The sequence below is a fragment of the Flavobacterium sp. AC267 genome (assembly GCF_979258715.1).
This window is the reverse complement of record NZ_OZ409875.1, coordinates 4,630,150-4,643,079: the sequence shown is the minus strand read 5'-3', so window position 1 is coordinate 4,643,079 and position 12,930 is coordinate 4,630,150. Positions and strand designations below refer to the sequence as shown.

The window sequence follows — 12,930 nt, the reverse complement described above, 5'->3', positions numbered from 1 at the left end:
GACAGTGATTTTTTCCTCCGAATTTGGAATTTCGGATTTAGTACTCGGAATTTGGGACTTAACTTCAGTTATAGAGAAGCTTCCGTTTTTATAATAAGTGGGCGGAATTATGAATTGCTCAACTTTTTTTTTCTCCATCAAAGTTGATAGAGGCCAATTGCATCAAGCATAATTCGACTAAAAGGCGCTGATTCTGACTCAATTTGTATTTTAAATCGCAGTCGTTTGCAATATCAATTCCTTTCAATAAAAATTCCTGAGAACATTTTTGCGATTGAACGCCGTACATTTGCTGTGCTTGTTCTCCAACTTCTAATAATGCAATAGTTGCAGGCGTTTTGCTCACCAAAAGATCTCTAAAATGAGAAGCTAATCCAGCAATAAAATGATGCCCGTCAAAACCTTTTGCCAGAATATCGTTGTATGCCAATAAAAGTTCTGGAATTTTATTTTCCAAAAGTAAGTCGGTAATCGAAATGTAAGTTTCGTAATCTAAAACGTTTAGGTTTTCGGTTACGGCCTGACGTGTTAAATTAGTTCCGCAATATGAAACCACACGGTCAAAAATAGATAAAGCGTCACGCATGGCACCATCTGCTTTTTGAGCAATAATGTGCAGTGCATCATCTTCAAAATTGATTCCCTGACTTTTAGCAACTTCAGCCAAATGTTCTTTAGCATCTTTTACTGTAATTCTCTTGAAATCAAATATCTGACAGCGAGATAAAATCGTTGGAATGATTTTGTGTTTTTCTGTTGTTGCTAAAATAAAAATAGCATGCTTTGGCGGTTCTTCTAATGTTTTAAGAAAAGCATTAAAAGCGACCGAAGACAACATATGAACCTCGTCAATAATATATACTTTGTATTGTCCGGTTTGCGGCGGGATTCTAACCTGATCAATAAGGCTTCGAATATCATCAACCGAGTTGTTTGAAGCAAAGCATCTAACTCAAAAACGTTAAAAGCAAAATCTTCATTCGGATCGTCATATCCAGGCTGGTTTATTTTACGGGCCAAGATACGCGCGCAGGTAGTTTTACCAACTCCACGTGGTCCAGTGAACAAAAGGGCAGAAGCAAGGTGATTGCTGTCAATAGCATTCAACAAAGTGTTGGTAATGGCTTTTTGCCCCACAACATCCTTAAAGGTCTGCGGGCGGTATTTACGAGCCGATACTACAAATTGTTCCATATTCTTTTTTATTCGATAGCAAATATATGACTTTTGTTTCGTTGTTTAAAGTCGATTTTATTTATTTGACGAAATTCTTTTTCTTTAAAATTACAAAGATTAAACTTAGAAATAATACGATGTTGACAATCAAAGAAATGATGATGTATCTGCTGTTTTTTTCAAGTTTTGCCTCGGTTTTTTCTTTATCAGAAATTTCTTTTTGAGTTTTTTTATATATCCTTAATTTCTCTAATTGATAAATCCAATCTTGTAAATTTCGATTTTCAAATTTCAGATCCCAAGCATAAAAAGACAATGCTTTTATTTGATCATCTGTCTTTTGAGAGATTTTGATATCTGGTGGAGGAGGCATGGAGTCACTCCCGTAGGGTTTAAATCCAGTACTTGGAGAACAACCACTCACTTCGATAGTTTTATCGTCATTAAAATTGGCATAAACAATCCAAAGTTGTTTAACAGATGGAATAATAGAACAATTACCAGAATATTTTTGTTTAATGAAAAAAGAATTGTAATTTCCTTTAAAGAGTTCTAAGATTCTAAAAGTATAAATTCTGTTTATTGAGTCCACTTTTATAACTTCTCCGTAAAATACAATTTCATGCTTTAATCCTACTTCTACCATATTTTCTCGTTCAATTGGCTTACATTCACAAGAAAATGAATTGTTCCAAATAAAAAAGAATGCAATAACAAAAATGTATCTAAGCTTCATAAAGTTGATTTTGAATACAATAATAATTAATTTTTTGTAATAAAAAATGCACTATTTTTATTCCAAATGTAAAATGATGAATTATAAAAAAAGTAGTTCATTTATAAAGTTGATATGAAGTAATACTATACGATTTCAAAATGAAAAAAATAACAAATAATTTTTTTATCCTATCTGTCCTGATTTTTATAGGATGTAATAGAACAGCTGAAAAGTTAGAAGAAAGAACAGCTGTAGATAAAAATTTGGAAATTTTCAATGTAAGTAAAAAACAAAACATAATAACTGCTGAGATTATTGATAAGACATCTGATGCGAATTTGGAACAGATGATTTCAGATAACATCTTGGAATGGATTAGTATGGATTACGAGAATGAACTTCTTCAAGTTAAATCGTTAACGAAAGGGCAACAAATGTTCTGGTCAACTTGGAAATTAGAAGGTGAAGTGAATAATGGCGGATTTAATCAGTTTTATTATAATTCTAATCAAGAATTTGGTCAAATGGCTGAAGATGGATTTCAAATCATAGGATTAGAAAAATATGCTGAATTAACTCATAAGGCAAACAAGATTTATAAAGAAAACAAAGTTAATTTAGAAAAATTTGATGATGGAACAATGAAAAGTTTCAGTGAATCTTATAAAAATAATCCTTTAAATGAAATAGATCATGAATTTTATGAGTTGCAGTCAAAGCAGGGAATTAGTGATGCTCGAATTAAGTACATTCGCAATCATAAAGATGAATTTACTAAAGTCTTTTAAACTTTTATGGAACAATATAACTTCGTTAACGATACATTAAAACTAAAAGTAAAGAAATCTCCATTCTTAGTTAGAACAGTAATGTTTGCATTAGCTTTTTCGTTTTTTATTTTTCCAATAGTTGGTGCAATTTTTAGTGTCTTACTTGGAAGCGGTTTACATATTGGTTTCTTTATTGGAATTGGTATCTTCTCCCTAATTGGATTTTATACACTTAGAGTTTCTTTATGGAATACTTATGGTGAAGAAACTATTACATTTTTAGAAGATAAAATTATTTATGAAGCCAATTATGGCTGGTTTAAAGATGGAAAAAAAGAAACATTAATTTCAAATCCGAATTATCATGCTATACCTGCTGGATATGAAGAAGATAATGAAGGCGTTTTAGTTATTGCTTCTGAAAATACTGAAATACAATCTGTTGTAAAAATGAAAATGCCTCATTTAGAAGAATTGATTTCGGTTTTAAAAACTTCAAAAATATAAGATATTTATTTCTTTTTTACTGGAAATGATATAAACTCCTTCTAATATCATATAATGTTTTGATAGTTAATCTGTTTAATTTTAGATAGTTAATTATTAAAAAAATGTTATTATGAAAATTCAAACAATTTTACTGGGAATCGGACTTTTTGTTTCACTTGCAAACTTGCGCTCCAAAAGATGCAGATATTGAAAAAGCTATCAGCGAAAAACTAAGCGACACGCCAAACATACAGGTAACTGTGCATGATGGTGTAGCGACAATTACTGGAACCTGCGACGACGAAATTTTCAAAAAAAATATCGAAAAAAGTGTTAGAGCAACAAAAGGAGTAAAATCTGTTGTGAATACCTGCGAGATTGCGAGAGCCAATCAAGAACCAGCGGCGAGCAACTGTTGTTATTAATCCTGATACAGAGTTAGATAAATCGATACATAAAGTTGTAGATGCTTACGATGGAGTAAGTGCTACGGTTGTAGGCGGTGTAGTAACACTTTCTGGTGAAATTAAAAGAGATAAACTACAGCCCTTAATGCAAAGTATACAGGAATTGAAACCGAAAAAAGTGGATAACAAATTAATCATTAAATAGTTATGATGAGTTTACAAGATAAATATAGAGATGTGACAGATTTGGCAGGTGAATTAGGTATCGCCAATTTGCAGGTAAGAGAACAAGATAATGTTTTGTATATAGACGGTCAAGCCAAATCGGCGGCAGATAAAGAAAAATTGTGGAATGCTTACGGAAAAATAGATCCGGATTATCGTTCTGCTGATGTGGTAATGAATATTGAAGTCGAAGAAAAAGTTTCAAAAGAATATACCGTTGAAGCTGGTGATTCTCTTTCTAAAATAGGAAAAGCATATGGCGTTTCTTGGCAGGATATATTTGAAGCCAATAAAGATATTATTTCCAATCCTGATTTAATTCAGCCCGGTTGGAAATTGAAAATACCAACAGTATAACTAATGTTATGGTGTTTAAGAAAGTCCGTCGTAATGATGGGCTTTTTTTTATGGAAATAATGGATTTAAAAAGTAAATTTTACTAGTTTTTACCGCAAAGGGCGGAAAGATTTTCCAAATTTTATGTCATGTTGAGCGAAGTCGAAACACTCAAACTATAAAGGTCTTCGACTTCGCTCAGACTGACAAACATTGTGGTTACTTACTTAAAATGGAAAGATAATTTGTTATGAAATCTAATGTCCTAGCCCCGATAGAAGTGAAAATCCTTTTGTGGCGGCGTTCGCCATAAAAGATTGTAACGAATAGCGGGATTTAGCTCCTTAAAATCTATCTTCCTCTAATACTCAAGTTAAATAAAAACTGTGCTGTTTCCTGATCTGAATCGGCAGAGAAACCAGCAACGTAAACACCCTTTTTACCACTGGTAGATTTAATTCCGTATACAACTGCCTCATCTGCGGGGTCAGATTCCCCTTCGTATCGATACACATGAACAATTTCAAACTTTTCAGGATTTTTTTTAATCATGTCTGCATTTCGATTAAAATCGCACGTAAATCCTTTTTCATTCAATTGATCTAAAGCCTTTGAGACAGTTGCGTAATGATACATTCTTTTCATGATAACTGAATTTAAAATTAATAGATTTTTAAAGATAACTATTTTAAAATTAAAAAGTTAGGATAAAAGTCATAAAATCGGAAATTTAAAACTAATATAGTTAAGTGATAAAATCGTACTTTTGTCAGCGCAGACCGCCTTATCGTCGTCTCGTCTTTTGGGACGAGAGGGAGGAAAGTCCGGACACCACAGAGAAGCATAGCGGGTAACACCCGTCGGCGTTAGAAATAGCGCAAGGACAAGTGCAACAGAAAGTATGTACAGGTAATGCTGTAGTGAAACCAGGTAAACTCTATGCGGTGAAATACCAAGTATATCAGCATTTAAGGGCTTCTCGTCCGTTGTTGAAGGGTAGGTAGCTTGAGTTCCGAAGTAATTCGGAATCTAGATAAATGATAAGGTATTGTCGCGTTGCAAAACGAGACAAGAACAGAATCCGGCTTATAGGTCTGCTTTTTTTATATATTTGTGAAACTATCTAAACCTGCTTCATGAATATTGCTTGCTCCAAAACCTTCTTCCAAAACTAAAAAAAGTATTTTTCGCGCTGTAATTACCAATCTGACATTTTGGGTTTTGATTGCTATTATTGCCGGGGTTTTGCTTGGCCATTTTTTCTCCTGAAAATGGAATAAAAATGGAAATTTTAGGTAAAAGATTTGTTGATCTAATTAAACTCTTTATAGGTCCAATAATTTTCCTGACAATTGTTTTGGGGATTTCTGGAATGGGAAATCTAAAGAAAGTCGGCCGAATTGGTGTAAAAGCTTTAGCTTATTTTGAAGTAGTTTCGACAGTCGCGCTGGCAATTGGTGTTGCCGTTGCTTATTTGTTTCAACCTGGAAAAATTGACAAATCTGGATTGACTTTGGGCGATGCAAGTCAGTATACAAATGCGGGTGCAGAAAACTTTTCGTGGCTTCAGTTTTTCTTTTCCAATTTTACGTCGCAGGTTTTACTGGCGGCAATTGTATGCGGAATTGCTCTGAATTTTTATAAAAAAAGAGAACAGACTATTTTGGTTTTAGAACGAATTTCAAACGTAGTTTTTCTAGGCTTAAAATATGTAATGTATCTCGCGCCAATTGGTGCTTTTGGCGGCATGGCGTATACAATTGGAAAGTTCGGATTGGGAACTTTAATTCCGCTTGGCAAATTGATGCTCTGCGTTTATTTAACGATGGCGCTTTTTGTGTTTTTAATCTTGGGAAGTATTCTGAGATATTACAAAATAAGTATTCTTTCGATTTTAAAATATATTAAAGAAGAACTTTTACTGGTTTTGGGAACATCATCATCAGAAGCCGCTTCTGCCGAGTATTATGGTAAAATTGGAAAGAATGGGCTGTAGTAAATCGGTTGTTGGATTGGTGATTCCCACGGGTTATTCTTTTAATCTTGACGGAACTTCGATTTATTTATCAATGTCGGTAATATTTTTAGCGCAGTTGTACGATGTACATTTGAGTTTCTTCGAAATTTTGACCGTTATCGGAATTTTGATGATTACTTCAAAAGGTGCGCGGGAGTTACTGGAAGCGGATTTATTGTTTTGGCATCGACTTTAACAGCACTTCATAAAATTCCAGTGGAAGGTTTGGCTTTTTTATTAGGAGTCGATAAATTCATGAGCGAAGCCAGAGCTATTACAAACCTAATAGGAAATACGGTTGCAACAATTATAATCTCTAAAACCGAAAGAGATTTTACAGAATTGAATCTTGATCCAGTTTTAGAAGAAGTTCTTTAAAGGTGCAAAGGGACAGAGGTACATAGGTACAAAGTTTTAAAAGTGTCTTTAAAACTTTGAACCTATTAATTTTTCACTCCAAAAAAATATTGATTTGAATACAGTTTTAGAGGAATAGTTTTTTTAAAATTTGAAGGGACAAAGGTTCAAAGGTTCAAAGTTTTAAAATTGGCTGTAGCCTTTGTCTCTTTGAACCTCTGTATCTTTGTCCCTCCAAAAAACACTATGATTCGTCTTTTGTTGTACGAACCAAACTGATTCCTGACATAAAAAAAACGATTCCCAAAATACCGTAAATAATCAATGATTTGATATCTCTGGTTTCTCCCGATGTGCCGGAAAAAATCACGGCAGTATATATAAGTCCTACAATTCCGAGTATTGTCAATAATCCTCCGAAAAATCTTTTTAGGTTCATGATTGTTAGATTTAAAATTTCTACTCAAATGTATTATTGAAATTGCTATTAATTGTTATACAATTGTTTACTAAACTTATATGATTTGCAGGACGAAGTTCGAACCAATTTAACAAAAAACCATGACCAAAAACTACTTCGTTCTATTTCTTTCTGTCCTTTTTATTACTGCTGCCAACGCTCAAGATGATGCTCCTGTTTCTGTGGTAAAACATCAATTTAAGATAAACGCTTTATTATTGCCTGGCTTTGTATATGAACATGGATTTTCTACCAAAAATACTTTGTATTCTGAAGCAAGTATAGTTCTTGGTTATCGACATAATAGCTGGTACGACGAATCTACTTGGTATTTTACACCAAGAATTACAGAACAGTTTCGTCATTATTACAATTTAGAAAAAAGAAGCGGCTAAAGGAAAAAGAACAGACTTTAATTCTGGAAATTTCATTGCTTTACATGCTAATTATGACTTTCAGTCTATATCTGCAAATAAATGGTTTAACGAAGAAATCCCTTCTTTTGCAATAGGTCCGGTTTGGGGAATTCAACGTACTTATAAGCGAAAATTAAATATAGATTTGTATGTTGGAGCAGGAGTATTAATCGATAAATATGATACGGAATTTACTCCCCTTGCAAACTTTAGTTTAGGATGGGTAATTGGAAAATAAAATTTCATTTAAAATAGAAAAACCTTGACTTATCAAGGTTTTTCTATTTTAAATTCTAAGCCAATATTACGAACACTTTCAATTTTGATTTTTGGATCTGAATTAAAGTATTTTCGAAGTCTGCTGATAAAAACATCCATACTTCGGCCGGAGAAATAATCGTCTTTTTTCCAAACTGACATTAAAATTTGATCTCTCTTTAATAATTGGTTATGGTTCAGATATAAATACTCAATAAGAGAAGCTTCCATTTCTGTAAGCTGTTGGACATGATTTTTATTATTGAGGGTTAGTCTTTCATTATCAAAAACATACGAGCCAATTTCAATTATATTATTCCCTTCCAGACTTCTTTTTTGTTCGATTCTCTTTAGGATATTCTGCAGACGCAGAATCAATTCGTCGACTTCAAAAGGTTTTATGATATAATCATCTGCACCCAGCTTCAATCCAATAATTTTATCTTCTTTTAGCTTTCTTGCGGTCAGAAAAATAAATGGAATTTCGGGATTGATTGTAATTATTTTTTCGGCCAATGAAAATCCGTCCATTTTTGGCATCATTACATCAAAAACACAAATATCAAAAGTCTGGTTTTTAAAATATTCTAAAGCTATTTCGCCATTTTCTGCCCAGATAACTTCGAATTGATGCAGTTCTAAATATTGTTTTAAAATGGTCGCAAAATCAAAATCGTCTTCAGCTAAAAGTAATTTTTTCAAAATAAGGTAATTAAACTTTTAATAAAATAGTAAACTGAGTTCCTTTTCCTAAATCGCTCACAACGTTAACAGAACCCTGATGCGCTTTGATAATTTGATCAACATAGTACAATCCTAAACCTAAGCCTTTTGTATTATGAAGATTTCCCTGTTGTACGCGATAAAACTTATCGAAAAGGAGTGATTGCTTGTTTTTCTCAATTCCGATTCCGTCATCTTCAATGCTGATCGAAAATTGATTTTCTATAATTCTGGTTTTTATCGTAATTGTTTTCGAACCATATTTTACAGCATTTTCCAGAACATTTAAAAAAGCAGTTGTCAAATGGAATTTATCTAAAACTAAAATCGTTTTCTGTGTTTGAAAATCGGTTTTAAGATTAATTTTTGGAAATGTAATTTTAAAATCATTTACAATGGAAAGCAGAAAATCTTCGGTTTCTATTTTTTCTTTCTGTAATTCAATTTCGTTTTCTGCCAAAGAATTCGCCATCACCTGATCAATTAAACTCTGCAGACGATTGTTTTGGCGCGAAATGGTATTGACAATTGCATTGAAATTTTCGTCGTTGTCACGAATATTTTTCTGTTCTAAAATCTTTGTCGAAATACCCAAAGTCGCTAACGGCGTTTTAAGTTCGTGCGTAATGTTATTGATAAAATCAGTTTTTACATCGCTAACTTTTTTCTGTTTAATTAAAGCTTTTAAAGCGATTATGAAAAGTGTTATAATCGTAAGAATAGAGAATAAAGATAGAATAAGAATAAATGTCATTCTTCTTAAAATAATCATTTCCCAATCGACAACTGAAACATACATAGAATCTTCTGTCAATAATTTATATTCCTGATTTTCAAAAGTTCCGTTTGTGGTGCCAACATAACTTCGAACCAAAAAAGCTTGGTTTAAAGAAGCCAGATTTCCATATAATTTATTTTCAATAAAAGGCTTTTCAGAGAAAATAGTGTCTACTTTTCTTGTGTTTTTGTAGAGTATAAATTTGTTTAGAACAATTGCGAAATCAATTTTGAAATTGGGTAAATCGCGTTCAAACTTTCGTTGTATTTTTTGTGTTATAGAATCTCGAAATTCATTTTCTAAAACACTGTTTTTGATGTCCAATTTGGTGTCTTTTCCTTTAATATAATTCTGAGACAAATTTTTATAAAGCGCTTCTTTTTTAGAAACCAACGCCGAATCAATGTAACTGTAATTATTAGTGATCTGTGCAATTTCATTTTTAATCTGTGTATGGAACTGCGCCACTTTATATTCATATGCGGTTTTTACCAAATAGCATTGCACCGTCATTAATACAATTAATGCGACTACAGAAAATGCGATTAATAAATTGATTCTTTGCTTCATTTATATAACACGAAGATTAAACTGATTGTATATTTTTTATTTTCTCGCAGATTTTGCAGATAAATTGTATCTGAAAATCTTAGTAAATCTGCTTAATCTCCAAAATCTGCGAGAGATTATTACACACAGAAAAAACGATTTATACTAATTCCTATATTTTTTATTTTCCCGCAGATTAAGCAGATTTTGCAGATAAATTGTATCTGAAAATCTTAGTAAATCTGCTCAATCTCCAAAATCTGCGAGAGATTATTACACACAGAAAAAACGATTTATACTAATTTCTATATTTTAATTTTCTCGCAGATTAAGCAGATTTTGCAGATAAATTGTATCTCAAAATCTTAGTAAATCCGCTTATTCTCCAAAATCTGCGAGAGATTATTACACACAGAAAAAACGATTTATATTAATTCCTATATTTTTTATTTTCCCGCAGATTAAGCAGATTTTGCAGATAAATTGTATCTCAAAATCTTATTAAATCTGCTTAATCTCCAAAATCTGCGAGAGATTATTACACACAGAAAAACGATTTATACTGATTTCTATATTTTAATTTTCTCGCAGATTAAGCAGATTTTGCAGATAAATTGTATCTCAAAATCTTATTAAATCTGCTTAATCTCCAAAATCTGCGAGAGATTATTACACACAGAAAAAACGATTTATAATAATTTCTATATTTTAATTTTCTCGCAGATTAAGCATATTTTGCAGATAAATTTTATCTCAAAATCTTAGTAAATCTGCTCAATCTCCAAAATCTGCGAGAGATTATTACACACAGAAAAAACGATTTATACTAATTTCTATATTTTAATTTTCTCGCAGATTAAGCAGATTTTGCAGATAAATTGTATCTCAAAATCTTAGTAAATCTGCTCAATCTCCAAAATCTGCGAGAGATTTACAACCCGCCGATCTGTAAAATTTCGATTTTACTTCTCGATTCAAAAATAATGCTTTTATAAGACAATTTCGAGATTAACTGTGCATTAACCTTCGATTAACTTTCGGAGCGCCTTTTTAGAAGCATTTTTGCAGTGTAATTAACCAAAATTTTTATTTAAAAAATGAATATTTACCTGCCCCTAAAACTTCTAATTGCACTTTTGCTTTTTTGTTCTTTCATTTGTCGCAAACGCTCAAAATGAAATTCCGAAAGATTCTATTTCGCAAAAACTAAACGAAGTTGTTATTACTCAAAACAAAAAGACTTTTACCAATTCAAACGGAAATATAAAAATCGATGTTGCGAATTCTATTTATAATGCAATTCCAAATCCTGTTGATCTGCTTTCCAGACTTCCGTTGGTGCAGGTAAACCCAAACCGCGAAAGTATTTCAATTGTGGGAAAAGGAAATCCGCTTATTTATATCGACAATCAACGCGTTGGAATGAATGAGTTAAATGCCTTGGCTGTCGCCGATATCAAAACAATTGAGATCATTCAGAATCCATCTTCAAAATATGAAGCCGAAGGTCGAGCTGTGATTTTAATTACCAGAAAATTGAGTAAAAAAGACAGTTTTAAAACAGAGATTACCGAAACAGCCTCTTTTAAAAAACATTATAATAACTATTTGGGTTTTAATTCCAGTTTTAAAAAAGGTAAATTGGAGTGGAAAGCCAATTTCAATTACAATCGCCGAAATCCTTGGGAAAATCACAGTATTGCTTATCAGATTCCGCAGGCCGGTATTATTTCTGATTATGATGTAACGGCCAATTCTCATGTCAATCAATATATTTTTGGAGGAGGTCTGTTTTATAAAATTAATGAAGAAGATTATTTTTCGGTAAATGTCAATTCTAATCTTCGAAACGATACTTTTGATATTAATACGTTTACTTTTAATCAAAATCAAAATGACCAGAACAATGTTTTTACGCTAAGCGATAATTCGAGTAAAAGAATTTCATCAATTCTTTTGTGAATTATTCTAAAAAAATAAAAGCAATTGACACTAAACTTTTTGCTGGTTTTCAATATTCGAATTTCAATCAGCATTTGTGGAGTTTGGTTGAAAATAATTATAATGAAACCGAATTGGAATTATCTCAAAACCGTGATCAAAAATTTAATGTTGATGCTTTTTCGGGGCGAATTGATTTAGAAAAAAAGTTTAAAAACGAAATGAATCTAGAATACGGCGGACTTTATTCGGCGCACAAAATCTAAATCAGATTATGATGTTTTTGATTATCAAAAAGATGAAAACACCACTTTTGATTATAACTTTAATGAAGCCAATTTAGTCGCTTATTCACAGCTTTTTGGGAAGATTAAAAAAGTCAGTTTTTCTGTTGGACTTAGAGTTGAAAACACGAATGTAAGCGGAAAATACAGTACAGATAATGCTTTTTTAATTGATAAAAACTATACCAATCTTTTTCCAAAAGCGCAGTTTTCGTTTTCAATAGACAGTACTAAAAATGTAAGTGTAGATTATTCTAAAAGTATTTCGAGACCCAATTATTCTTCTTTGAGTATGATTGCCACCTACATAAATCCGTATTTTATTTACGGAAGTAATATCAATTTAGGGCCTACATATATGGATGTTATTTCGACTGTTTTTCAGTATCATGATAAATCGCTAAAACTGACTTTGTATCAAAACAGAAATCCCGTCTATCAAGATTTTGTATTTGATAATGAAAATAACATCTTGACTTTTACAGAGAAAAATTTCCAAAAAGAATCGGGATATAATATTGAGCTGACATTACCTTTTACCTATAAATTCTGGACAAATACAAATTCTTTAGTTTTTACTAAAAATAAAATTGAAGATGAAAATGCATTATTTAATTCTTCTAAACCTTATTTATATTATTACTCCAATAACAGTTTTAAACTCCCAAAAGATTTTACATTCGTCTTGTCTTTTTGGGGAGCAACCAAACAAAAAGAAGGTGTTTTTGAGCGAAATGCAAAATTGATTTTTGATATGTCGCTGGCAAAATCCTTTGGTAAAAACTGGAATTGTACTTTGAGTTACAATGATGTTTTTAAAAACACTATTTACTCAGAAAGATTTACGATAAATAATATAAGTTCTAGAGCGAGATATTTGGTTGATGCAAATGAAATTTCTGTTACCCTTCGATATTCTTTTGGAAAAATAAAAGAAAGTGAATTTAAGGAGAAAAGTGTAAACGAGAATGAAAGCCGAATCAAGTAAAATGAAAAATTCAAAAAAAAAAAATTCAAATTCCAATT

At 31.7% G+C, this 12,930-nt stretch carries 14 protein-coding genes, 1 other RNA gene and 2 pseudogenes; 11 read left to right on the top strand and 6 right to left on the bottom strand.

The genetic code is table 11. The annotated features are described in order from the left end of the window. Nucleotides 1-118: 118 nt before the first annotated feature. Nucleotides 119-1,194 (bottom strand): annotated as a pseudogene (gene dnaX / locus ACZZ95_RS24635) (DNA polymerase III subunit gamma/tau). Between the two features lie 61 nt (nt 1,195-1,255). Beyond that, nucleotides 1,256-1,912: a hypothetical protein gene (locus tag ACZZ95_RS24630; RefSeq protein WP_463471105.1), complete on the bottom strand. Its 657-nt coding sequence runs from the start codon at nt 1,910-1,912 to the stop codon at nt 1,256-1,258. Nucleotides 1,913-2,052: 140 nt separating this feature from the next. Here ACZZ95_RS24630 and ACZZ95_RS24625 point away from each other — a divergent pair, with 140 nt between their 5' ends. The 5 genes from ACZZ95_RS24625 (at nt 2,053) to ACZZ95_RS24605 (ending at nt 4,142) form a co-directional block, all read left to right on the top strand. After that, nucleotides 2,053-2,682, top strand: coding sequence for a DMP19 family protein (locus tag ACZZ95_RS24625; protein WP_463471104.1), 630 nt, complete (start codon nt 2,053-2,055; stop codon nt 2,680-2,682). Between the two features lie 6 nt (nt 2,683-2,688). After that, complete coding sequence (locus ACZZ95_RS24620; RefSeq protein ID WP_463471103.1) at nt 2,689-3,171, top strand: hypothetical protein; 483 nt, start codon at nt 2,689-2,691, stop codon at nt 3,169-3,171. Between the two features lie 158 nt (nt 3,172-3,329). Beyond that, nucleotides 3,330-3,578 carry a BON domain-containing protein gene (locus tag ACZZ95_RS24615; RefSeq protein ID WP_463471102.1) on the top strand — a complete coding sequence of 83 codons (249 nt, stop codon included), beginning with the start codon at nt 3,330-3,332 and terminating at the stop codon, nt 3,576-3,578. Continuing rightward, nucleotides 3,532-3,765 (top strand): hypothetical protein, encoded by a 234-nt coding sequence (locus ACZZ95_RS24610; RefSeq protein WP_463471101.1) that lies wholly within the window; start codon nt 3,532-3,534, stop codon nt 3,763-3,765. Before ACZZ95_RS24615 ends, ACZZ95_RS24610 begins: the two co-directional genes overlap by 47 nt. Nucleotides 3,766-3,767: 2 nt before the next feature. Then, complete coding sequence (locus ACZZ95_RS24605) at nt 3,768-4,142, top strand: LysM peptidoglycan-binding domain-containing protein (protein ID WP_463471100.1); 375 nt, start codon at nt 3,768-3,770, stop codon at nt 4,140-4,142. A 330-nt stretch (nt 4,143-4,472) separates the two neighbouring features. On the opposite strand, the gene ACZZ95_RS24600 is transcribed toward ACZZ95_RS24605, so the two are convergent. Next, nucleotides 4,473-4,766 (bottom strand): SH3 domain-containing protein, encoded by a 294-nt coding sequence (locus ACZZ95_RS24600; RefSeq protein ID WP_095954399.1) that lies wholly within the window; start codon nt 4,764-4,766, stop codon nt 4,473-4,475. Between the two features lie 126 nt (nt 4,767-4,892). Between ACZZ95_RS24600 and rnpB the strand changes: the two genes are divergently transcribed. Continuing rightward, an RNA gene (rnpB, locus tag ACZZ95_RS24595) (RNase P RNA component class A) lies at nt 4,893-5,226 on the top strand. Nucleotides 5,227-5,261: 35 nt separating this feature from the next. After that, nucleotides 5,262-6,516 (top strand): annotated as a pseudogene (locus tag ACZZ95_RS24590) (cation:dicarboxylate symporter family transporter). Between the two features lie 223 nt (nt 6,517-6,739). On the opposite strand, the gene ACZZ95_RS24585 reads toward ACZZ95_RS24590, so the two are convergent. After that, on the bottom strand, nt 6,740-6,934 hold the full coding sequence (locus ACZZ95_RS24585; protein WP_095954401.1) for a hypothetical protein: 195 nt from the start codon (nt 6,932-6,934) through the stop codon (nt 6,740-6,742). 122 nt (nt 6,935-7,056) lie between these two features. Here ACZZ95_RS24585 and ACZZ95_RS24580 point away from each other — a divergent pair, with 122 nt between their 5' ends. Continuing rightward, nucleotides 7,057-7,350: a hypothetical protein gene (locus ACZZ95_RS24580; RefSeq protein WP_463471099.1), complete on the top strand. Its 294-nt coding sequence runs from the start codon at nt 7,057-7,059 to the stop codon at nt 7,348-7,350. A 291-nt stretch (nt 7,351-7,641) separates the two neighbouring features. Here the strand turns inward: ACZZ95_RS24580 and ACZZ95_RS24575 are convergent, their stop codons facing one another. Together ACZZ95_RS24575 and ACZZ95_RS24570 are read right to left on the bottom strand one after the other, a co-directional pair. After that, nucleotides 7,642-8,331, bottom strand: coding sequence for a response regulator transcription factor (locus tag ACZZ95_RS24575; protein ID WP_463471098.1), 690 nt, complete (start codon nt 8,329-8,331; stop codon nt 7,642-7,644). Nucleotides 8,332-8,341: 10 nt separating this feature from the next. Beyond that, nucleotides 8,342-9,700 carry a sensor histidine kinase gene (locus ACZZ95_RS24570; protein WP_463471097.1) on the bottom strand — a complete coding sequence of 453 codons (1,359 nt, stop codon included), beginning with the start codon at nt 9,698-9,700 and terminating at the stop codon, nt 8,342-8,344. Nucleotides 9,701-10,807: 1,107 nt separating this feature from the next. Between ACZZ95_RS24570 and ACZZ95_RS24565 the strand changes: the two genes are divergently transcribed. From ACZZ95_RS24565 to ACZZ95_RS24555, 3 genes are read left to right on the top strand one after another with little or no spacing between them, the layout of a single operon-like run. Beyond that, complete coding sequence (locus ACZZ95_RS24565) at nt 10,808-11,641, top strand: TonB-dependent receptor (protein ID WP_463471096.1); 834 nt, start codon at nt 10,808-10,810, stop codon at nt 11,639-11,641. Then, on the top strand, nt 11,638-11,886 hold the full coding sequence (locus tag ACZZ95_RS24560; protein ID WP_463471095.1) for a hypothetical protein: 249 nt from the start codon (nt 11,638-11,640) through the stop codon (nt 11,884-11,886). The genes ACZZ95_RS24565 and ACZZ95_RS24560 overlap by 4 nt, the downstream gene beginning before the upstream one ends. After that, nucleotides 11,867-12,892: an outer membrane beta-barrel family protein gene (locus tag ACZZ95_RS24555; RefSeq protein ID WP_463471770.1), complete on the top strand. Its 1,026-nt coding sequence runs from the start codon at nt 11,867-11,869 to the stop codon at nt 12,890-12,892. The genes ACZZ95_RS24560 and ACZZ95_RS24555 overlap by 20 nt, the downstream gene beginning before the upstream one ends. Nucleotides 12,893-12,930: the final 38 nt, after the last annotated feature.

Excerpts from the sequence above, each read along its gene's own strand:
- ACZZ95_RS24630 (WP_463471105.1), bottom strand. The coding sequence starts at position 1,912 with ATGAAGCTTAGATACATTTTTGTTATTGCATTCTTTTTTATTTGGAAC.
- ACZZ95_RS24625 (WP_463471104.1), top strand. The coding sequence starts at position 2,053 with ATGAAAAAAATAACAAATAATTTTTTTATCCTATCTGTCCTGATTTTT.
- ACZZ95_RS24620 (WP_463471103.1), top strand. The coding sequence starts at position 2,689 with ATGGAACAATATAACTTCGTTAACGATACATTAAAACTAAAAGTAAAG.
- ACZZ95_RS24605 (WP_463471100.1), top strand. The coding sequence starts at position 3,768 with ATGATGAGTTTACAAGATAAATATAGAGATGTGACAGATTTGGCAGGT.
- ACZZ95_RS24600 (WP_095954399.1), bottom strand. The coding sequence starts at position 4,766 with ATGAAAAGAATGTATCATTACGCAACTGTCTCAAAGGCTTTAGATCAA.
- ACZZ95_RS24585 (WP_095954401.1), bottom strand. The coding sequence starts at position 6,934 with ATGAACCTAAAAAGATTTTTCGGAGGATTATTGACAATACTCGGAATT.
- ACZZ95_RS24580 (WP_463471099.1), top strand. The coding sequence starts at position 7,057 with ATGACCAAAAACTACTTCGTTCTATTTCTTTCTGTCCTTTTTATTACT.
- ACZZ95_RS24570 (WP_463471097.1), bottom strand. The coding sequence starts at position 9,700 with ATGAAGCAAAGAATCAATTTATTAATCGCATTTTCTGTAGTCGCATTA.